14 protein-coding genes are annotated in these 20457 nt (G+C 63.6%); 7 read left to right on the top strand and 7 right to left on the bottom strand.

Features of this window, described 5'->3' with window-relative positions:
• The first annotated feature begins 25 nt into the window (after positions 1 to 25).
• From FSY45_RS05625 to FSY45_RS05615, 4 genes are all read left to right on the top strand, one after another.
• Positions 26 to 3148: an efflux RND transporter permease subunit gene (locus FSY45_RS05625; RefSeq protein WP_046461651.1), complete on the top strand. Its 3123-nt coding sequence runs from the start codon at positions 26 to 28 to the stop codon at positions 3146 to 3148.
• A 228-nt stretch (positions 3149 to 3376) separates the two neighbouring features.
• Positions 3377 to 3550: a hypothetical protein gene (locus tag FSY45_RS27775; protein ID WP_003068537.1), complete on the top strand. Its 174-nt coding sequence runs from the start codon at positions 3377 to 3379 to the stop codon at positions 3548 to 3550.
• A gap of 25 nt (positions 3551 to 3575) precedes the next feature.
• On the top strand, positions 3576 to 5810 hold the full coding sequence (locus tag FSY45_RS05620) for a phosphocholine-specific phospholipase C (protein WP_187427531.1): 2235 nt from the start codon (positions 3576 to 3578) through the stop codon (positions 5808 to 5810).
• A gap of 75 nt (positions 5811 to 5885) precedes the next feature.
• Positions 5886 to 7217, top strand: coding sequence for a D-serine ammonia-lyase (locus tag FSY45_RS05615; protein ID WP_046461653.1), 1332 nt, complete (start codon positions 5886 to 5888; stop codon positions 7215 to 7217).
• 14 nt (positions 7218 to 7231) lie between these two features.
• On the opposite strand, the gene FSY45_RS05610 is transcribed toward FSY45_RS05615, so the two are convergent.
• From FSY45_RS05610 to purU, 6 genes are all read right to left on the bottom strand, one after another.
• A complete protein-coding gene (locus FSY45_RS05610) occupies positions 7232 to 8494 on the bottom strand; it encodes a sorbosone dehydrogenase family protein (RefSeq protein ID WP_046461654.1) in 1263 nt (420 codons plus the stop codon).
• Between the two features lie 14 nt (positions 8495 to 8508).
• Positions 8509 to 10056: an FAD-linked oxidase C-terminal domain-containing protein gene (locus tag FSY45_RS05605; protein WP_003068550.1), complete on the bottom strand. Its 1548-nt coding sequence runs from the start codon at positions 10054 to 10056 to the stop codon at positions 8509 to 8511.
• Between the two features lie 138 nt (positions 10057 to 10194).
• Entirely contained in the window at positions 10195 to 11316 is a 1122-nt protein-coding gene (locus FSY45_RS05600; protein ID WP_046461655.1) for an ABC transporter substrate-binding protein, read from the bottom strand.
• Positions 11317 to 11472: 156 nt separating this feature from the next.
• Positions 11473 to 13392, bottom strand: a complete 1920-nt coding sequence (locus tag FSY45_RS05595; protein WP_003068554.1) for a UvrD-helicase domain-containing protein — start codon at positions 13390 to 13392, stop codon at positions 11473 to 11475.
• Positions 13393 to 13503: 111 nt separating this feature from the next.
• Positions 13504 to 14406 (bottom strand): LysR substrate-binding domain-containing protein, encoded by a 903-nt coding sequence (locus FSY45_RS05590; protein WP_012840040.1) that lies wholly within the window; start codon positions 14404 to 14406, stop codon positions 13504 to 13506.
• Positions 14407 to 14430: 24 nt separating this feature from the next.
• On the bottom strand, positions 14431 to 15279 hold the full coding sequence (gene purU, locus FSY45_RS05585) for a formyltetrahydrofolate deformylase (RefSeq protein WP_046461656.1): 849 nt from the start codon (positions 15277 to 15279) through the stop codon (positions 14431 to 14433).
• Positions 15280 to 15330: 51 nt separating this feature from the next.
• Between purU and FSY45_RS05580 the strand changes: the two genes are divergently transcribed.
• Complete coding sequence (locus FSY45_RS05580; protein ID WP_046461657.1) at positions 15331 to 18033, top strand: GGDEF and EAL domain-containing protein; 2703 nt, start codon at positions 15331 to 15333, stop codon at positions 18031 to 18033.
• Between the two features lie 25 nt (positions 18034 to 18058).
• Here the strand turns inward: FSY45_RS05580 and FSY45_RS05575 are convergent, their stop codons facing one another.
• Positions 18059 to 18955 carry a ChaN family lipoprotein gene (locus FSY45_RS05575; protein ID WP_003068562.1) on the bottom strand — a complete coding sequence of 299 codons (897 nt, stop codon included), beginning with the start codon at positions 18953 to 18955 and terminating at the stop codon, positions 18059 to 18061.
• A 147-nt stretch (positions 18956 to 19102) separates the two neighbouring features.
• On the opposite strand from FSY45_RS05575, the gene FSY45_RS05570 reads away from it, so the two are divergent.
• Positions 19103 to 20203: an AbrB family transcriptional regulator gene (locus FSY45_RS05570; protein ID WP_046461658.1), complete on the top strand. Its 1101-nt coding sequence runs from the start codon at positions 19103 to 19105 to the stop codon at positions 20201 to 20203.
• Complete coding sequence (locus tag FSY45_RS05565) at positions 20200 to 20445, top strand: hypothetical protein (protein ID WP_003068567.1); 246 nt, start codon at positions 20200 to 20202, stop codon at positions 20443 to 20445. Before FSY45_RS05570 ends, FSY45_RS05565 begins: the two co-directional genes overlap by 4 nt.
• Positions 20446 to 20457 lie beyond the last annotated feature (12 nt).

The following is a 20457-nucleotide window of genomic DNA, read 5'->3' as shown; positions in this document are numbered from 1 at the left end:
GCAGATGAAGATATTTGGAGTTTGAATGTTTGAGCGCATCATCCGCTTTGCGATTGCCCAGCGCTGGCTGGTCATGCTGGCCACGCTTGCCCTGGTGGGCCTGGGTATCTACAACTACCAGCGTCTGCCCATCGATGCCGTGCCCGACATCACCAATGTGCAGGTGCAGATCAATACCTCGGCTCCAGGCTATTCGCCGCTGGAGACCGAGCAGCGCGTCACCTTCCCCATAGAGACCGTGATGGCCGGCCTGCCGGGGCTGGAGCAGACCCGCTCGCTGTCGCGCTACGGCCTGTCCCAGGTGACGGTGGTATTCAAGGACGGCACGGACATCTACTTTGCACGCCAGTTGGTTAACGAGCGCATGCAGCAGGCGCGCGATGCCCTGCCGGCGGGTGTCGCGCCTGCGCTGGGACCTATCTCCACGGGGCTGGGCGAGATCTATCTGTGGACCGTGGAGGCCGATGAGGGCGCCACCAAGCCCGACGGTTCGCCCTATACACCCATGGATCTGCGCGAGATTCAGGACTGGGTCATCAAGCCCCAGCTGCGCAATGTGGCGGGCGTGACCGAGATCAATTCCATCGGCGGTTTCGCCAAGGAATACCTGGTGGCGCCGCAGCCGCAAAAGCTCGCGGCCTATGGTTTCACGCTGGCCGATATCGTCGCGGCGCTGGAACGCAACAACGCCAATGTGGGCGCCGGCTATATCGAGCGCCAGGGCGAGCAGTATCTGATCCGCGCGCCGGGGCAGGTGGGGGGCATTGCCGATATTCGCGAAGTCATCGTGGGGTCGGCGCAAGGCCAGCCGATTCGCGTGCGCGATCTGGCCGATGTGGGCCTGGGCCGCGAGCTGCGTACGGGGGCTGCCACGGACAACGGTCGCGAAGTGGTGCTGGGTACGGTGTTCATGCTGATTGGCGAGAACAGCCGCGCAGTGGCGCAGGCGGTGCATGAGCGCATGCAGGTGATCAACAAAAGCCTGCCGCTTGGCGTGAAGGCCGTGACGGTGTACGACCGCACCAATCTGGTGGACAAAGCCATTGCCACGGTCAAGAAGAACCTGATCGAAGGTGCGGCGCTGGTCGTGGCGATTCTGTTCCTGTTTCTGGGCAATCTGCGGGCAGCGCTGATCACGGCGCTCATCATTCCGCTGTCCATGCTGTTCACCTTCACGGGCATGGTGCAGATGCGCGTCAGCGCCAATCTGATGAGCCTTGGGGCGCTGGACTTCGGCATCATCATTGATGGCGCGGTGGTGATCGTGGAGAACTGCGTGCGCCGTCTGGCCCATGCCCAGGCAGCAGCAGGCCGATCGTTGACCCGCAGCGAACGTTTCGAGGAAGTGTTTGCGGCAGCCAGGGAGGCAAGGCGTCCGTTGTTGTTCGGTCAGCTCATCATCATGGTGGTCTATCTGCCCATTTTTGCGCTTACCGGTGTGGAAGGAAAGATGTTCCACCCCATGGCGCTGACGGTGGTGATCGCGTTGCTGGGTGCCATGCTGCTGTCTATCACCTTCATCCCTGCCGCGATTGCGCTGTTCATGGGCGACAAGGTGGCCGAGAAGGAAAACCGTTTGATGGAGTGGGCGCGCCGTGCCTATGCGCCGGTGCTGGACAAGGTCATGCATGCACCAGCAGTGGTGTTGACGGCGGCCAGCGTCATCGTTGCCCTGAGCCTGCTGCTGGCCACGCGCATGGGCAGCGAGTTTGCCCCCAATCTCAATGAGGGCGACTTTGCGATTCAGGCGTTGCGCATACCGGGCACCAGCCTTACGCAGTCGGTGCAGATGCAGATGCAGATCGAGAGCGAGCTCAAAAAGCAGTTCCCTGAGATCGAGCGTGTGTTTGCGCGCACCGGCACGGCAGAGATCGCCTCCGACCCCATGCCGCCTAATATTTCGGATGGCTACATCATGCTCAAGCCGCGTGAGCAATGGCCCGATCCGGCGCGCTCGCGTGACGATCTGCTGGCTGCCGTACAAGAGACCGTGGAAAAGATTCCGGGCAGCAACTACGAGTTCTCGCAGCCGATTCAGCTGCGCTTCAACGAGCTGATTTCGGGCGTGCGCAGCGATGTGGCCGTCAAGATCTTCGGCGATGACATGGTCCAGCTGGAAAAGTCCGCGCAGGCCGTAGCCGCCATGCTGCAAAAGATTCCTGGTGCCTCCGAGGTCAAGGTCGAGCAGACCACGGGCCTGCCCATGCTCACGGTGCAGATCGACCGCGAAAAAGCCTCGCGTTACGGTCTGAACATGGGTGATGTGCAAGATGCCATCAGCACGGCTTTTGGCGGGCGTGAAGCCGGCACGGTATTCGAGGGTGACCGACGTTTTGCCATCCAGGTTCGCCTGCCCGAGGCCATGCGCAGCGATGTGGGCGGCATAGGTCGCCTGCCGATCGCGCTGCCGCGCGGCGGTGACGGGCGTCTGGGCTTTGTGCCGCTTTCATCGGTGGCGACGGTGGAGCTGGCTCCGGGCCCCAACCAGGTCAGCCGCGAGGACGGCAAGCGCCGCATCGTGGTCAGCGCCAACGTGCGCGGGCGAGATATCGGCTCCTTTGTGGCACAGGCTCAGCAGGAACTCGAAGGCGTTGCGTTGCCTGCAGGTTACTGGACACGTTGGGGCGGAACCTTCGAGAACCTGGAGTCGGCCCGCCAGCGTCTGATGATCGTGGTGCCCGTGGCGCTGGCGCTGGTGTTCACGCTGTTGTTTGCCATGTTCGGCAACGTGCGCGACGGTCTCATTGTCTTCACCGGCATTCCGTTTGCGTTGACGGGCGGAATTGCAGCGCTGTGGCTGCGCGGCATTCCGCTGTCCATTTCGGCGGCCATCGGCTTTATCGCCCTATGCGGCGTGGCCGTGCTCAACGGCCTGGTCATGATCTCCTATATCCGCAGCTTGCGCGAACAGGGAATGGATCTGGAACAGGCCGTGACCGAAGGGGCGCTCACGCGTCTGCGTCCCGTGTTGATGACGGCCCTGGTGGCATCGCTGGGCTTTGTGCCCATGGCGATTGCCACGGGAACGGGGGCCGAGGTGCAAAGGCCGCTGGCCACGGTGGTGATTGGCGGCATTCTCTCGTCCACGGTGCTGACGCTGTTGGTGCTGCCGCTGCTGTACAGACTCGGTTACCAGAAGCACCAATAACCGTGCAAGCGTCAGTGCTCTGAACGGCGTTGCAATGTCTTCTGCACAGGGCCGATGCGGATGCATCGGCCCTTTTTACATGGCGCTTCGTGCCGGGCAAGGCCCGCGAATTCCGGGCGCTGGCGCGATGCGAGGAAACGGATTGAAACACGGGCGTCATCGGCATGACACGAGCTTTTCCTAGATTCTTGCCGGTCGAAACCTGTCGACATCCAAGTGAAAGACTCCATGCAAAACAAGCGTTTGATCAAGGCGCTGGCGCTCGTCTGCCTGACGGCCGCCACGCTGGCCGCCTGTGGCGGCAGCGATGACAGTCCGCCTGCTCCCACGAACCCGACCAATCCCACGACCCCCACGAACCCCACCGAGCCGGCCAAGCCGGAGATGCGCTGTGCTCCCTGAGCGCGGTGACAGACAAGGCTTCACCATGATTTCGCGACGCAACCTTCTGCAGGCCGGCAAGAACGCCGCCTTTTCCGCTGCCGCACTGGCGGCCTTTCCGCCCAGCATCCGCCGTGCGCTGGCCATTCCGGCCAACAATGTCACGGGCACGGTCATGGACGTGCAGCATGTGGTGATCCTGATGCAGGAAAACCGCTCTTTCGACCAGTACTTCGGCACACTCAAGGGGGTGCGCGGCTTTGGCGACCGGATGACGATTCCCGTGCCCAACGGCCGCAAGGTCTGGCAGCAGGAGCGTGCCAACGGTACGGTCATCACGCCCTACCATCTGGACGGAACGGCCAACAACGCGCAGCGCGTTTCCGGCACCCCTCATTCCTGGCTGGACAGTCAGCAGGCCTGGGACAACGGCCGCATGTCGCGCTGGCCCGTGGCCAAGACGGACACCTCCATGGGCTATTTCAAGGAGCAGGAGCTGCCCTACCAGTTCGCGCTGGCCAATGCCTTCACGATCTGCGATGCCTACCACTGCGCCATGCACACCGGAACCGACGCCAACCGGTCATTCCACATGACAGGCACCAACGGTGCCATACCGCAGAACGTGGCCTTCGTGAATAACGAGTGGGATGCCATCAACGGCGTGCCCAGCGACGCCAACACCGGCTACACATGGAAGACTTATGCCGAGCGGCTGCAGGAAGCCGGGGTGAGCTGGATCAGCTACCAGAACATGCCCGACGAATGGGGCGACAACATGCTGGGGGCGTTCCAGAACTTCCGCAGAGCGAATCTGGCCTCCGGCTTTCCTGTCTCCAGCGGCGGAGCGCCCAATGCGCCGTATACCAACACCGGCCAGGCCTTGCCCTACCACGCCTATGATGCGGCCAGCGACAACGCTGCCAACCCGCTGTACAAAGGCGTGGCCAACACCTTGCCCGGCAACAAGCCCGAGGAATACCTGGACGCCTTCAAGCGCGATATTCGCGAAGGCAAGCTGCCCCAGGTGTCCTGGGTCAATGCACCGTCCATCTATTGCGAACACCCCGGCCCATCCAGCCCGGTGCAGGGCGCCTGGTTTCTGCAGGAGGTGCTGGACGCGCTGACGGCCAATCCCGAGGTCTGGAGCAAGACCGTGCTGCTGGTCAACTTCGACGAAAACGACGGCTACTTCGACCATATGCCTTCGCCCTCGGCGCCATCGCAGAACGCCGACAAGACCTATGCAGGCAAGACCACGCTGCCGGAGGCCGATCTGCAGGCCGAGTACTTCACGCATGACGCGCCGGTCGGCAGCCGCAGCCAGCCCGCCCCCGATGGCCGTGTCTACGGTCCCGGGCCGCGCGTTCCGCTGTATGTGATCTCGCCATGGAGTCGTGGCGGCTGGGTCAACTCGCAGGTATTCGACCATACGTCGGTGCTGCGTTTTCTGGAGGCCCGCTTTGGCGTGAAGGAACCCAATATCAGCCCGTTCCGTCGTGCGGTATGTGGAGATCTTCTGAGCACCTTCAACTTCAAGACGCCGAACAACGAGACCCTGCCCCTGCTGGCCGGACGATCCACACGTGATGTCGCCGACCAGCTGCGTGCCGATCAGCAAAAGCTGCCCGCCGTGCCGGTGCCGCGCGATATGCAGCTGCCTTTGCAGGCGGTCGGTACGCGTCCCTCGCGGGCCTTGCCCTACGAGCTGCACACCAGTGCGCGCTGTCAGGCCAACAGCCAGGTGGAGCTGGTGTTTGCCAACACCGGTACACAGGCGGCCGTCTTCCATGTCTATGACCGCTACAAGCTGGATCGCACGCCGCGTCGCTATATGGTGGAAGCGGGCAAGACGCTGTCCGATACCTGGGATGCCGTGCGCGACAATTTCGGCAAGTACGATCTCTGGGTGCTGGGTCCCAACGGTTTTCACCGTCACTTCAAGGGCGACCTGAATCGCCTGGGCAGTACACAGGCTGCCCCCGAGGTGCGTGTCTGCTACGACATCGCCAATGGCAATGTCTATGTGGATCTGATGAACAAGGGCGCTCAGGCTGCGGTGTTCACCATCACACCCATGGCCTACCTGAGCGACGGTCCATGGACGGTTAGCGTTGCCGCTGCCGCCAACGCCGAGAGGCATTGGGAGCTGAAGGCCAGCGGCCAGTGGTATGACTTTGCCGTAACCTGCAACAGCGATCCGGCGTACTACCGGCGCTTTGCCGGCCGCGTGGAAACCGGTCAGCACACGATCAGCGACCCGGCCATGGGCGAGGTATAGCGACCATGCTGCGCCTTTGCTGACCTGTCTGGCATGCACCATTGGCCCTAATATGGCGGTCTTGTATGACGATGGATGCTTGCCATGACTTTCCCCGCACTGCGCGACCTTGTTGAAGACCTGCGTCATGCCCGGCCCGCGCTATGGGCCGGGCGCAGCGAGGGGGCTCGGTCCACGCACTCTATAGACGCAGCTCAGGTTCAGCAGGCTGTACAGCGTTTTGAACGTTTTGCACCCTTGCTGGCGCAGCTGTTTCCAGAGTTGCAGGCGTCTGGCGGACGTATTGAGTCGGCGCTGCTGCACGTGCCGCAGATGCAGCAGGCTTTGCAGCTGCCCGAGCAACTGGGTCGGCTCTGGCTCAAGGCCGATCACAGCCTGCCTGTAGCGGGCTCCATCAAGGCACGCGGTGGCGTGCATGAGGTGCTGGAGTATGCGGAGCAGATCGCTTTGCAGCATGGCCTGCTGGCCGATGGCGACTATCTGCAACTGGCCTCCGATGCTGCGCGTGCGGTGTTCGCCAGCTACCAGGTGGCGGTAGGCTCCACGGGCAATCTGGGCCTGTCGATTGGCGTCATGGCTTCGGGCCTTGGCTTCAAGGCAACGGTCCATATGTCTGCCGATGCCAAGGAGTGGAAAAAGCAGCGCCTGCGAGCCCGTGGCGTGCAGGTGGTGGAGCATGCCGGCGACTATGCCCAGGCCGTGGCCGCAGGCCGCGCGCTGGCCGACCAGGATACGCACTGTCACTTTGTGGATGACGAGCATTCGCTTTCGCTGCTGCTTGGCTATGCGGCGGCGGCTCCGCACCTGGTCGCGCAACTTGCAGAGAACGGGATTGCCGTGGATGAGACGCATCCTTTGTTTGTCTATATTCCCTGCGGCGTTGGGGGGGCGCCCGGCGGCGTGGCGCTGGGTCTGCAGCAGGCATTCGGGCCGCATGTGCATTGTTTTTTTGCCGAGCCCGTGCAGTCGCCCTGCTTCATGGTGGAGATGCTCGCCGGTGCTGCAGCGCTGCCTGGTCTGGAAGCCCATCCTTCGGTCTATGAGCTGGGCCTGAACAACCAGACCGAGGCCGATGGCCTGGCAGTGCCGCGTGCATCGGAGCTGGCTGCCGACGTGGTGCGTGGTTTTCTCGGCGGAGTTTTCACGGTGGAGGACGAAACCCTGTTTTGCCATCTGTGCCTGTTGAAGGATAGAGAGGGGCTGCAGATCGAGCCATCGGCCGCAGCGGGCTTTAGCGGTCCGCGCGCCCTTTTGGAGAGTGTTGCGGGTCAGGATTATCTGCAGCGCCAGAAGCTGCTGCCGCACATGGCAAACGCCACACATATTGTCTGGACCACGGGCGGCCTGTTTGTCCCCGACGAGGAGTACGCGAGGTTTCTGGCACGTGGACGCGATCTGCTGAACTGAGCGCCTTGCCTGAGTTACCCGGGTCTTGGCGCCCTGCCCGCTTCACTCATCAGTATCAGCAGGCTGCGGTTGAAGTCCTCCACCACCAGCAGGCGGCCCGCGTGATCGATGCCCATGCCCGTGGGGCACCCGCCGGGGCGCAGACCGGGCCTGGCGTCCCAGTTGCTCAGCCATTGAATGGGTTTGCCAGAGGGCCGGCCCTTGTCGTCGCGCGCAAAGCCCACTAGGCGTTGACCGTCTGCGCGTTGGCCGTGCCAGGCCACCAGCAATTGCCCGCCAAACGCGCTGCCCACAGGCGTGGCCAGCATTTGCAGTGGAGTCACGTGGGCGGGCCAGAGCATATGCGGCGCCTCGGTCTTGCTGCAGTCAAAGCGCTTTTCATAGCCCTGCGCGTTCTGGCGTGCGCCTGTGCAGTAAGGCCAACCGTAGTCGGCACCCGCGCGCAGCAGGTTGAGCTCCTCCGGCGGTTGCCTGGGGTCGCGGTAGTCGATATTGTTTTCGCCTTGCCAGACGGTGCCTGCCGCAGGGCCGTCGGGCATCACGGCCAGCGCCATGGAGTTGCGCAGGCCGCTGGCAAAGGGTTTGAATTCCTTGACGGGCTGCTTGCCGGCCTGCAGCACCATGCGCCAGACGGCAGCGCGCGGCATGGCCGCGCTGCGCTCGGGGCAGGGCACGGCTTGCTTCTGGTCTTCACCCCGGCAGGCATCGGTGGCCGATCCCATATTGACGTAGAGGCTGCCGTCCGGCGCAAACGCCAGCTCCTTGAGCAGGTGCGCACCGTCGGCCGGCAGGCCGCTGGCCAGCAACTCGGGCTGAGGTGTCTGTCCGAGTGAAGGCACTGCAGCGCGCCATATCTTGTCGGCCTCGCCGATATAGATTTTTCCGTCCGGACCGCGCGCCATGCCCGAAGGGTAGTTGAGCTTGCTCAGCAACACTCTGGCTTCGACGGCCCTGGCCGTGGTGTTGGCATTGGCGGGAGTCGCCGCGTCTGGCGGCAGGCGCAGCTCGATCAGCTGGCCCACCTGGGGCATCCAGTTGCCCATGTCCAGCACCCAGATACGGCCCGGCTCAATCTCCAATACGCGGCGCGGAAAGCGCAGACCATGGGCATCGTCGGCTATCAGCCCCACGCAGGTGCCCGAGGGACTGGTGATGGCCAGGCGTGGATAGATACCGCATTTGCCGGTGGAGGCATAGCCGCGTGCATGCGCACCTGGGCTGGCAACCATGAGCAGCAGCGCAGACAGTCTCAGAATCAACCTGTATTTGCGCTGCATGGTTCTCCAGGAGGTTAAAAGCGCGGCAGATCGGGGTGGGCAATCTGTCCGCCGCGCACCAGCATCTTGCCGTACTCGGCGCAGCGGTTGAGCGTGGGAATCACCTTGCCGGGGTTGAGCAGCGATTGCGGATCAAACGCCGCCTTGAGCGCGAACATCTGGGCGTTCTCGGTCGTTGTGAACTGGGTGCACATGCTGTTGAGCTTTTCCACGCCCACACCATGCTCGCCCGTCACCGTGCCGCCCATGGCCACGCTGGTTTCCAGAATGTCGGCTCCGAACAGCTCGCAGCGGTGCAGTTCGTCGGGGTTGTTGGCATCGAACAGTATCAAGGGGTGCAGATTGCCGTCTCCTGCATGGAACACGTTGGCGCAGCGCAACTGGTATTTCTTCTCCATCTCCTGAATCGCCAGCAGGATGTCGGCCAGACGCTTGCGCGGAATGGTGGAGTCCATGCACATGTAATCGGGGCTGATACGACCGCTTGCGGGGAAGGCGTTCTTGCGCCCGCTCCAGAAGCGCAGACGCTCTTCCTCGCCTTCGCTGACGGTGATGGCCGTGGCGCCGGCGTGGCGCAAAACTTCGCTCATGCGGGCGATCTCTTCCTCGACCTCCTCGGGCGTGCCGTCACTCTCGCACAGCAAGATGGCTTGCGCCGTGAGGTCGTAGCCGGCACGCACAAAGTCCTCCACGGCGGCCGTCATGGGCTTGTCCATCATTTCCAGTCCGGCGGGAATGATGCCGGCCGCGATCACCGCAGCCACTGCGTCGCCCGCTTTGCGCACATCGTCGAAGCTGGCCATGATGCAGCGCGCCAGCTGGGGCTTGGGCACGAGTTTGACCGTGACCTCGGTCACCACGGCCAGCATGCCTTCGCTGCCTATCATGACGGCCAGCAGGTCCAGGCCGGGGGTGTCGAGCGCATCCGAGCCGAACTCGACGGGCTCGCCTTCGATGCTGAAGCCTTTGACCTTGAGCACGTTGTGCACCGTGAGCCCGTACTTGAGGCAGTGCACGCCGCCCGAGTTCTCGGCCACATTGCCGCCGATGGTGCAGGCGATCTGGCTGCTGGGGTCGGGCGCATAGTACAGACCGTAGGGGGCAGCGGCTTCGCTGATGGCGAGGTTGCGCACACCGCACTGCACCAGGGCTGTACGGCTGTAGGCATCGACCTTGAGGATTTTGTTGAATTTGGCCAGCGACAGCGTCACGCCCATGGGGTGAGGCATGGCGCCACCCGAAAGCCCGGTGCCCGCACCACGTGCAATGACGGGCGCTCCTATGGCGTGGCAGGCCTGGAGCACAGCCTGCACCTGAGCATAAGTCTCGGGCAGGCAGACCAGCAGAGGGCGCTGGCGGTAGGCCGTCAGTCCGTCGCACTCATAGGGCGTGGTGTCTTCGCTCTGATAGAGCAGGGCATGCGCCGGCACATGGGGGCGCAGTGCCTCCACCACCTCGGCCTGGCGCCGAGCACGCTCGGACTGCTCGGGCGGGTGGTGTGCGGCGTTGGCCGCTGCGCTGGAGGTGGCGACGAGATCGGTAAAAGTGCTGGCGAACGTCATGCCTGCAAATGTAGGGGATGCGCCCGCGCATTGGTGTGAGCTTTATTGCAAAGCTGCTTGAAATGCTTTGCGACGATGATGATATTTGCTCTTGAAACAATAGCTATTGACGATTGATGAATAAGGCTTGGAGTTGATTTATTCCCTGAAATGACCGCTCGCATCAATCATGGTCAGCCCCACATAGCTGGAGCCGCTGCGCGGCGGTGTGAAGCGCAGATGCATGGCGCCGTAGCGAATCTCGCCCATGGCGTCGAGGGCGGCCAGCAAGCCCGCCCGATTGCTTGTGGGCGCAGCTTTACGCAGCGCATCCAGCAAGGTTCGGGTGTTGAGAAAGACTTCCAGGCCCAGATAGGAGGCCGGCGGCATGCCGCCGTGGTCGAGGAGCTGCTGGTAGTCCTTGATGGCCGGAACCGCGCCCTTCCAGGGGCTGGGTACCAGGGTGGTGAAGGCAATGCCGCGTGTATAAGGGCCCAGCCCTTGCACCACCGCACGGTTGGCCTGGGCGGCCAGGTTGTAGAAAGGCGCCGTGACATGAGCCTGTCTGGCCATGGTGATCAGACCTATGGTGGCAGGGGCGCCCGCCAGCACGATGACGCCTTGGAGATCGGGCAGGGCGGCCAGCTGTCTGGCCAGGTCCGGGGTGTTGCTGCCCGAAGCCTCCACGGCCAGAGTTGCCGCGGCCTTGAGATCATTGGCTGCAAAGGCGTTCAGGGCGATCTGCAGGCTGTTTTTGCCGAAGCCGTCGTTCTGGTGAACGATGGCGATCCGCCGCAGACCTATGGTCTGCATCTGCTGCAGCATGGCCGCGACTTCTGCCTGGGTGCTGGCGCGCAGCGGATAGATGAAACGGCCCGGCTGCTGGCGCATGCTGCCGGCTCCGGCAATCACGCCCACCAGGGCCGTCTGGCCTTGCTGTACCTCGGGTTGCATGGCTGTGCAACTGACCGTTCCCCAGCAGTTGAGCAGGGCCAGGGCTCCTTCCTGGATCAGTTGGCGTGCATTGCCGGCGGCGCGCTGCGGCTCGTAGCCATCGTCCAGCACCTTGAGTGTCAAAGCTTTGCCGCCCAGGCCTCCCTGCTTGTTGAATGCCTCCACCTGCGCCTGCATGATGCTCATCCCTTCCTTGCCGGCTTCGGCCTGCGAGCCTGACAGTGGCAAGCTGGCGCCTATGGTGAGCTTGTTCTCCTGCGCATGCAGGGTCAGGCTGGCGGTGATGCCGGCGGCCAGTAGCCAGGCGCAGCGCGATGGGGTTTGCATGGGTCTCCTCCTCGTTGTTGTGAGCCCATGGTGGGAGGACTGCAACAAGGGTGGGAGAGGGCAACTGTGGCCATGTCGGCTGGGGGCGACGTTATGGTGTTTTGACCCGCTTATGAGGTACGGACTTGATCTGCATCGCCCCATGGCCTTGCGTCGTCATCTGCTCTCCAGTATCCACAGGCGCTTGCTGGCGCGGGTCATGGCGACGTAGAGCATGTTGCGCTGTGGGTCGCTCGCATTGGGCGAGAAGTGCCTGGAATTGACAAAGGGCACGGCCACATACTCGTATTCATGGCCTTTGCTGCGTTCTACCGTGAGCAGTTGCAAGCTGGGCTTTTCATGGCGCTGATGCTGCGCGATGCTCGACTGGACCATGAGGCTGAGGCGGCCCAGGAATTCATCGACGGAAAGCCCGGCGCAGATGCGCGACAGCGCTTGCAGGCTGGCCAGGCACTGGCGCAGTTCGTCCTGGCTGATGGGGGCCTGGGCGAAGAACTGTCGCAACAGAGGGTGCAGAAGCAACTGCCCCGCATCGGCGCACTGGTCTGCGGGCAAGGCCAGCAACCGGGCACAGGGGGAGTCTGGTGCGATGTAGGCGGCGAGGAAGCGGCGCATGGCGGCTTGCTGTCCCATGAGTTCGGCGGCAATGCGCAGCGTGTCGGACTCCGGCGGGGCGTCGCCCAGTGCAGTCATGTCGAACAGGCCGTTGGCCAGCAGATCCCGGTCGGGCGGGCTGGCATGGCGCACATAGCGCATCAGACCTTCGGCAGCGCTGCTCAGAATGCCTTGCGAGAGCAGCGCACCGCCGCTGCAGCCCTGCATGGCCCACAGCATGGCCAGCACCAGGGCGATTTCGCGGCGCTGGTAGAAGCGCTGCATGCCTTTGCAGGCATAGTGCACGCCCTCGTGGGCGAACAGCCATTCAAGCAGTACCGAATCTTCGGGTGAATGCAGGATGACTCGCAGCACGGCTGGCGGGTCCTGCGGTTTGCGGGGCAGACGGGCCACGGTGGCATGAATATCCAGCAATTGCCGGGCGCAGTCCTCGTCATCGCCATGGCGATGTTCGAACCAGGCTGAGGCGTTGCGGTAATGGGCGTCGAACTCCACGCCGAAGCGCTGGTTCAGTTCCTGGCAGATGAGGGGGCCGAAGCGATAGGTCGTGTTGAGCGTGGCCTGGCCGGTGCCCGCGGGCAGCTCCTGCAGGATGCGCTGGGCGCTGTCGCCAAAGATGGAGGAGGCGCCCGGCAGTATGTGCTGGTTGAAGTCGCCGACACCGATGAAGCGTCCGTTGCCGCGCGCCAGATGGCGCAGCACCAGCAGCGCGGCTTCGTCAAGGTCCTGCAGTTCGTCGAACAGTACGGCTTCGAAGCGACCCTGCAGCAGCGGGAAGCCGGCGTCGAAGTCCAGTGCTGCCAGCTGGCAGGCGAGCGCGTAGGTGCAGTCGCCGGGTGCATAGAACAGCGGCTCCTGGGTGGGGCCTGCGCGTAGCCGTTCATAGCTGCGCAGCAGCCGGTACAGGCCGTAGTCCAGAGCGTTGTCGCGGCAATATGCCAGCGCGCTGAGGCCGCTGTCGTCGATGTCGAGTTCCAGCATGCACTGCTTGGCCAGGGCCTCGAAAGCGAGGAAGGCGCTGATGTCCAGAGGCCGTGCGAAGTAGTCCGCCAGCTCGGGTATGTCGAGCTCGGCATGCCGTTCGGCCTCTTGCGACAGCGCTTCATGCGCCTGCTGGATGAGCAGGTTCTTTTCCAGGCTGGAGGAGAGCATGGGGACAGGGTCGCCCTGCTCTTCGAGTAGGCGGGCGCAAAAATGCTCCAGAGTGAGCAGATGCAGGCCTTCGAGTCGCACGGCGGAGATCCGGTCCAGGCGAGCCTGAATGGCCTTGATGCCGGCCTCCGAGTAGGCCAGCATCAGCACGTTGCGCGCGCCCTGGGTGCAGATCAGGTCGGTGGCCTTGATGGCCAGCGTAGTCGTCTTGCCCGTGCCGGCCAGGGCGCGGATGAGCAGCGAGGACGCTTCGCTGTTGAGGGCCTGGTTCTGGTCAAGGCCGGGGTACAGCCTGGGCTGCAGGTTCATGCAGTGGGTGCTCCATCTTCGTTATCCATCGAGCTATCCGTGCAACGGCTGTTCGCCGGTCCAGGGACTGCGAGCAAGAACTGCGCCGCCGCGAAGCCGCCGGGTTGCAGCTCAGCCCATGGCCTTGCGCAGCCACTCGGCGAAGGCCGCACATTCCCAGCGGTCCATGATGCCGGTCTTCCAGCACAGATAGTGTGCGTGGGGACTGGGAGCATCGACATCGAACAGGCGCACCAGCGTACCGTTTTCCAGCCAGGGGGCGCCGAGCTTGTGGCGTACCAGGGCAATGCCCATGCTGGCCGATGCGGCGTCGCACATCAGACCGATGTCGTTGAACTGCGAGCCTTCGTTGGGTTCGGCCATGTCGAGGCCGGTCGCTGCGAACCAGGTGCGCCAGGGCTCCAGCGGGCTGCGCAGCAGCGGCATGCCTTCCAGGTCGTCCGGGCGCTCGAACGGGCCATGTTCGCGGATGAAGCTGGGCGAGGCCAGCGGCGTGACCGTGTCGCGGGCCAGCTCGATATGCTCCACATCGGCATAGTGGCCGGCGCCGAAGCGCACCATCAGGTCGGCATCCTCGCCGATCACATCCAGCAGCGGAATCGACACCTGCAGCGCAATGTCTATCTCGGGATAGGCCTCGGTGAACTGGCGCAGGCGCGGGATCAGGATCACGCGCGCAAAGGTGGGGGTGACGGCCAGCTTCAGGCGTCTGCGCCCAGGCGAGGCTGATGCTCCTGGAAAGCGTTGCAAGGCGCCCAGGCCTTCACGCACATGGGCCAGATAGGAGCTGCCGTCCGTGGTCAGCGAGAAATCCGTTCGGCCGAACAGGCGAGCCCCCAGAATCTGCTCCAGCTGCTTGACTCTGTGGCTGACGGCACTGGGCGTTACGCACAGCTCCTCCGCCGTCAAGGTGACCGAGCGCAGCCGCGCCAGAGCCTCGAAGGTGAGCAGGCACTGTATCGGCGGAATCCGCCTGGCCGTAATGCTGTTCAAGGCGCCGGGGCTGCGGGTCATACAATCAATCCCAAGCCCAGGGATTTAACGGAACACCACGGTCTTGTGACCGTTGAGAATGACGCGGCGCTCGCTATGCCACTTCACGGCACGGGCCAGAACCTGGCTCTCGGTGTCGCGGCCGCGGGCCGTCAGGTCCTCCACGGTGTCGGTATGGTCGGCGCGTGCCACGTCCTGCTCGATGATCGGGCCTTCGTCGAGGTCGGCCGTCACATAGTGGGCGGTGGCGCCGATCAGCTTCACGCCGCGGTCATGCGCCTGGTAGTAGGGCTTGGCGCCCTTGAAGCTGGGCAGGAAGCTGTGGTGGATATTGATGGCGCGGCCGGACAGCTTTTTGCACAGGTCGTTGGACAGCACCTGCATGTAGCGTGCCAACACCACCAGCTCGGCGCCTTCTTCCTCGATGATCTCGTACTGGCGCTCTTCGGCCTGGGCCTTGGTCGCGGCAGTCACGGGAATGTGATGGAAGGGGATGTTGTAGCTGGCCGCCAACTGATAGAACTCGCGGTGGTTGCTGATGATGGCCTTGATCTCGATGGGCAGCAGGCCCGACTTCCAGCGGAACAGCAGGTCGTTGAGGCAGTGGCCTTCCTTGCTGACCATGATGACGGTCTTGATGCGCTCGGACTTGGAGTGCAAACTCCACTGCATTTGATATTGATCAGCTAATTCGGCAACGGATGCCTTTAGAGAGGCGGCGTCTTTGCCATCGCAGGCAAACTGCACGCGCATGAAGAACAGACCGGTGACCGGGTCGTTGTACTGCGCTGCTTCTTCAATATTGCCGCCTTGTTCAAGCAAGAATCCGGAAACGGCATGCACCAGGCCCAGTCGGTCTGGGCAGGATAAAGTCAAAATATAGGCTTGGGTCATAGCTCGGCAATTGTCGCAGCAAGGCGAGGACCCTGCGGACAAAGGAAATTCATGAAAAGCGAGGAGGGGCATTCTGCGCTCACACCCTGGGTGATTGTCACCCTCTATTTGTGCGTGGGGATGCTTTGGTTGGGGGCGCAGGCGGGCGTGCTCGGCTATTTTGATGTATCGCTGAATCGACAGTCTCTGCGTTGGCAGATAGGCCTGTTCATTGTTTGGTTGCTGGCAACAGCGCTGATTGCACTTTGGTTCATGCAGCGCAAGGCGCGCGCCGACCAGCGTGGCCGGGAGACGGCGCAGGAGCTGGAGCTGGTGGTGCGCCACGCACCGGCCGGTATGGCTCGCGTGCATGTGGGCGGTGCAGAGATTGTCTGGGCCAATGCCAAGCTGGCGGGTTGGCTGGGCTGCAGCGTCGAGTCGCTGCGCGGTCAGGATTTTCGTGTTCTGGTGCCTGTGAATGACCAGGACGACGTTGCTCTGCAGCTGCAGCGCCTGCTGGACGGCAGCACCGATTACTTCCAGGTGTTGCGCCAATGCGTGAATGCCGGCACCGGAAAGGTTACGCCCGTGCTGTGCACCACCAGCCGCGTGGCGGCTTCGGGTGTGGACGGGCCGGTGGCCCTGGTCTGCGTGCTGCAGGATCTCAGCGAGATGGTGAGTGCGCGCAATGCCATGATGCGCAGCGAGACTATGCTGCGCCTGGCGCTGGAGGGCAGCGGCAATGGCGTGTGGGAGTGGGACGCGCTTGAGCAGCGGCTGAACTTCTCCACGGGCATGAGTGCCTTGCTGCGCTATCAGGGCCAGGATCTGGCCCGCGAGTTCGATTTCCATCAGCGCCTGCACCCCGAAGATGCCGCAGGTGCGCGCGCCCAGGCCGAGCAAGCACTGGAGCAGGGCAGCATGCTGGTGCTGACGGCGCGTCTGCTGTGCTTTGACGGTCTGTATCGCTGGTTCCGCGCACGCGGCCAGGCCTACAGGGATGAGAGCGGACGCCTGATACGGATCTCGGGCCTGCTCTCCGACCAGACTGCGAGTCGCGAGGCCGATGAGCGCAGCCGCCTGGCTTCCACGGTGGTGGACAACACCATCGAGGGCGTGGTGGTGACCGATGCACACAGCCGAATTCTCTCGGTCAACCACGCGTTCACGAAGCTGCTGGGCTTCAGCGAAGCGGAAATGCTGGGCAAGACGCCGCGCATGTTCAAGTCCGGCCGGCATGACAAGGCCTTTTATGACGCCATGTGGGCCAGCATGCATGCCACAGGGCACTGGCAGGGCGAAATCTGGAATCGACGCAAGAATGGAGAGGTCTTTCCCGAGCGCATGTCGCTGAGCGCGGTCAAGGATGCCAACGACAAGGTGACGCATTACGTCTGCATGTTCACCGATATCTCGGCCGAGAAGGCGCGCGAGCAGCAGCTGGAGTTTCTGGCCCATCGCGACACCTTGACCGGTCTGCCCAACCGCTCTCAATTCACGCGTATGCTGGGCGAGGCGGTGGAGTTGAGTCAGAGCACCAACCGTCGCATGGCCGTGCTGCTGTTCAATATCGACCGCTTCAAGGACGTGAACGACAGCTATGGCCACTCCATCGGCGACGAGGTGCTCAGGCATGTGTCTGTGCAGATGCAGGGTGCTTTGCGGCACGGCGACATCATTGGCCGCCTGGCGGGCGATGAAATCTGCGTGGTGGCGCAATCCATTTGCGGTCGCGACAGCGCGGTGGACGTGGCCGAGCGCCTGATGGCCGCAGCCGGCCAGCCCTGGACCACGCCAGATGGCCTGTCGGTGGTGGTCAGCGTCAGCGCAGGCATCTGTCTGTATCCCGACCATGCATTGACAGCCGACGATCTGCTGCAGGGCGCCCATGCAGCGGTGTATGGCGCCAAGGCCAGAGGCTCCAATGCCTGGTGCTTCTTCCATGAGAACATGACCCAGGCCGCCCGCGAGCGTCTGGCGCTGGAGGCGCGCCTGCGCCGTGCGCTGGAGCTGGGCCATATGCGTCTGTATTACCAGCCGCAGATCGATCTGGCGACGGGGCGCGTGGTGGGGGCTGAAGCCTTGTTGCGCTGGCTGGACCCAGAGGAAGGCCTGATCTCGCCGGCCCGTTTCATTCCCGTGGCGGAAAACTCGGGCGTCATCGGCCCGCTGGGCCTGTGGGTGCTGGGTGAGGCCTGTCGTCAGGGCCAGCAATGGCGCGCCGCCGGACTGCCCGATCTGGCGATTGCGGTCAATGTCTCGCTGCATCAGTTTTTGCTGACCGATATTGCCGGGGCGACGGCCGAAGCGCTCAACAAATCGGGTTTTCCGGCCAGCCTGCTGGAGCTGGAAATCACCGAAAGCGCACTGGCCGAAAAGCCCGAAGAGGCGTTGGCCGTGCTCAACCGCCTGCGCGAGCTGGGCCTGCGCCTGGCCATCGATGACTTTGGCACCGGCTATTCCTCGCTGGCGCACCTCAAGCGTTTTCCGCTCGATCTGCTCAAGATCGACCAGGGCTTTATCCGCGACATTCCGCACAGCGCGGACGATATGACCATCAGCAGCTCGGTCATTGCCCTGGGTCATGCCATGGGTCTGAAGGTCCTGGCCGAAGGCGTGGAAACCCAGGAGCAGCTGAGCTTCCTGCAGCAAAAAGGCTGTGACTACTTTCAGGGCTATTTCTGCAGCCGGCCCTTGCCGGCCGAGGACTTCACGCGCCTGCTGGAAAAGACGCGTGAGGGGCAGCCGCTGGTGGCTGTCGCGACCGCGGGCTGAGGGTCACCAGCGCTGCAGCAGCCCGTCAAGGCTTGGTCGCAGGTCTGTTCTTCCACTGTTCGCGCAGTTGGCTGCACTGGTCTTCGGAGGCGTTGCCCTCCAGCGTCAGCAGCTTGTCTGCCTTCATGGCGATAGCAGTCTGAGCCTTGTCTGCTTGGGCTATCGCCACCTTTTGCTTGAAATCGCCGGGCAGCCAGGTCGGCACGCCGATATCGCTGCGCACATGGCCGCGGCCCGCCACCAGCAGCACGCTTTTGCCGGGCTGGCCCAGCTCGCGTACGGCTGTTTCAGTCACTCTGGCCATGGATTCATCGCGGGCCAGCTGAATTCGGGCCATGGGCGCGAACTGCGATTCGGGCAGCAGGCCGCAGTGGCCATCCTTGATGGCATCGAGCTGCAACTGCCAGCCCGCAGCCGGCAGGTGTCCGTCGTAGCGGGACTCGCCCATGGCCTGCTTCATCCGGGCACGTGGCAGATTGCCACCGAGCACGGGCACGCCGGCTTTCACGGCAGCCATCACCACCGGGCCATAGTCTTGCCAGGGCCAGCCGCCCGGGCCGCCGCCCTGAGCCCATTGCAGAGCAGTTTTCACCTCCTCATCGCTGGCCGATGCGGGCAGGCTCCGGGTGCTGCCGCCTGCGGGGGCCATCTCGACCACCAGGGCTGCGAGCCTGCCTTGCGCTGCCAGGTGGCGCACGGTAGCTGCTTCCCACTGATGATGGGCGATCTGGTCATGCTGCTCGCCGAGCAGAATGGCCGGTGTTCCGGCCCACTGCCCCAGTGTCTGCTGCCATTCGGTGTCGGAGGTCAACTGAGTTCTTTGATGGGCACAGCCACCCAGCAGCAGGGCGCTGGCTAGAGCTGTCAAGGCCAAAGGATTGAAACGCTGGCGCGGCTGCGCCGCAGAAATGAAAGTCCACATATGAGCTGATTGCGTTCGTCTGAGACGGGGCATGGCTTCGTAGCTGTAGATTTCGTACCGGCTTTGCCCACCGAGTTTTGCCGCGATACTGCGGGGCATTGCCCCTGTCGCGCGCCCATTGTCGTGCCTTGCCGGATTCCCGTGCACATGTCCGTATTGCTTCCTCCCGTGTTTCTGGCCCGTGTGGCCGCTACTTTGCTGCTGGCATGGCTGGCAGCCCAGCTCTGTCTGGTGCTGCATACGCCGCTGCCCTGGATGCTGGGGCCGCTGATTTCCGTCTCCCTGCTATCGATTGGCGGGGCGCCCACCCAAAGCTGGGCCAGGCTGCGCGATCTGGGGCAGTGGACGATAGGCGGCGCTCTGGGCCTGTACTTCACGCCTGCGGTGACCGAATTGGTCGCCGGTCTGTGGTGGGCGATTGCGCTGGCCATTGCCTGGGCCCTGTTGCTGGGCTGGGTCTTCGGGCGCTGGCTGTATCGCGTCCAGGCCCCCTCCATGCTGGCGCAACCGGACATGGATGAAGAGCGCTTGCGCGCCACGACCTATTTCTCGGGGGCGATAGGTGCGGCCTCGGAGATGACGCTGCTGGCCGAGCGCGAGCATGCGCGCACAGATCTGGTGGCGGCGGCGCACAGCCTGCGGCTGGTGATAGTGACGGTGAGCATTCCCTTTGCACTGCAATGGTCGGGACTGCAGGGCGACCCGGGCCTGACGCTGCCCAGCGTGCGCACCGTGCAATGGCCAGGCTTTGCCTGGCTGGTGCTGGCCACCGGCGCCGGGGCATTGCTGATGCTCAGGCTCAGGCGTGCCAATCCCTGGTTTCTGGGGGCGCTGGCCGTATCCATGGGCTTGACCATGGCAGGCCTGGAGCTGTCCGCCGTGCCGCAATGGTTGATGAATGCCGCCCAGTTGGTGATCGGCGTAAGCCTGGGGGTGCGCTTTCGACGTGAGTTCCTGCACACGGCTCCGCGCTGGCTGGGCATGGTGGCGCTGGGTACCGTGGGCCTGATGGCAGTCTGCGCCGGCTTTGCCTGGCTGCTGCACTGGGCCACCGGCCTGCCCTGGGTCACCTTGCTGCTGGGCACATCGCCGGGTGGCATTACCGAGATGGCCATCACCGCCAAGGTCCTGCAACTGGGCGTGCCCGTGGTCACGGCCTTCCAGGTCTGCCGGCTGATTGCCGTGCTGCTGCTGGTAGCGCCGCTGTACCGGTGGCTGAACAGAGCGCTGCCGGGGGCGAGGCCATGATCCGCAGCAGGCGAAATCCCTGGAAGTCGGTCCTGATCATCAGCGCCTGCGCCGGCTTTGCGATGGCCGGACTTCTGATGTGGATGGCCTGGGAGCACAACCCCCAGTGCGAGATTCACTGCGCAGAGCAAGGCATTGACTGGGGCTACTGGCTTGCGCTGGGTGCGGCTGGGGGGCTGCTGGGCTTTTTGGGCTGCATGCTGAGTGCCTGCGTGTTGATGCTGTTGTGCAGAAAGTCATAGTGGCTCGCGCTC

This window comes from Comamonas sp. Z1 (assembly GCF_008121555.1).
Classification (GTDB): domain Bacteria; phylum Pseudomonadota; class Gammaproteobacteria; order Burkholderiales; family Burkholderiaceae_C; genus Comamonas; species Comamonas thiooxydans.
The sequence above is the reverse complement of the archived record's forward strand: the minus strand, read 5'-3'. Positions and strand labels throughout refer to the sequence as shown.

Excerpts from the sequence above, each read along its gene's own strand:
- FSY45_RS05625 (WP_046461651.1), top strand. The coding sequence starts at position 26 with ATGTTTGAGCGCATCATCCGCTTTGCGATTGCCCAGCGCTGGCTGGTC.
- FSY45_RS27775 (WP_003068537.1), top strand. The coding sequence starts at position 3,377 with ATGCAAAACAAGCGTTTGATCAAGGCGCTGGCGCTCGTCTGCCTGACG.
- FSY45_RS05620 (WP_187427531.1), top strand. The coding sequence starts at position 3,576 with ATGATTTCGCGACGCAACCTTCTGCAGGCCGGCAAGAACGCCGCCTTT.
- FSY45_RS05615 (WP_046461653.1), top strand. The coding sequence starts at position 5,886 with ATGCTTGCCATGACTTTCCCCGCACTGCGCGACCTTGTTGAAGACCTG.
- FSY45_RS05610 (WP_046461654.1), bottom strand. The coding sequence starts at position 8,494 with ATGCAGCGCAAATACAGGTTGATTCTGAGACTGTCTGCGCTGCTGCTC.
- FSY45_RS05605 (WP_003068550.1), bottom strand. The coding sequence starts at position 10,056 with ATGACGTTCGCCAGCACTTTTACCGATCTCGTCGCCACCTCCAGCGCA.
- FSY45_RS05600 (WP_046461655.1), bottom strand. The coding sequence starts at position 11,316 with ATGCAAACCCCATCGCGCTGCGCCTGGCTACTGGCCGCCGGCATCACC.
- FSY45_RS05595 (WP_003068554.1), bottom strand. The coding sequence starts at position 13,392 with ATGAACCTGCAGCCCAGGCTGTACCCCGGCCTTGACCAGAACCAGGCC.
- FSY45_RS05590 (WP_012840040.1), bottom strand. The coding sequence starts at position 14,406 with ATGACCCGCAGCCCCGGCGCCTTGAACAGCATTACGGCCAGGCGGATT.
- purU (WP_046461656.1), bottom strand. The coding sequence starts at position 15,279 with ATGACCCAAGCCTATATTTTGACTTTATCCTGCCCAGACCGACTGGGC.
- FSY45_RS05580 (WP_046461657.1), top strand. The coding sequence starts at position 15,331 with ATGAAAAGCGAGGAGGGGCATTCTGCGCTCACACCCTGGGTGATTGTC.
- FSY45_RS05575 (WP_003068562.1), bottom strand. The coding sequence starts at position 18,955 with ATGTGGACTTTCATTTCTGCGGCGCAGCCGCGCCAGCGTTTCAATCCT.
- FSY45_RS05570 (WP_046461658.1), top strand. The coding sequence starts at position 19,103 with ATGTCCGTATTGCTTCCTCCCGTGTTTCTGGCCCGTGTGGCCGCTACT.
- FSY45_RS05565 (WP_003068567.1), top strand. The coding sequence starts at position 20,200 with ATGATCCGCAGCAGGCGAAATCCCTGGAAGTCGGTCCTGATCATCAGC.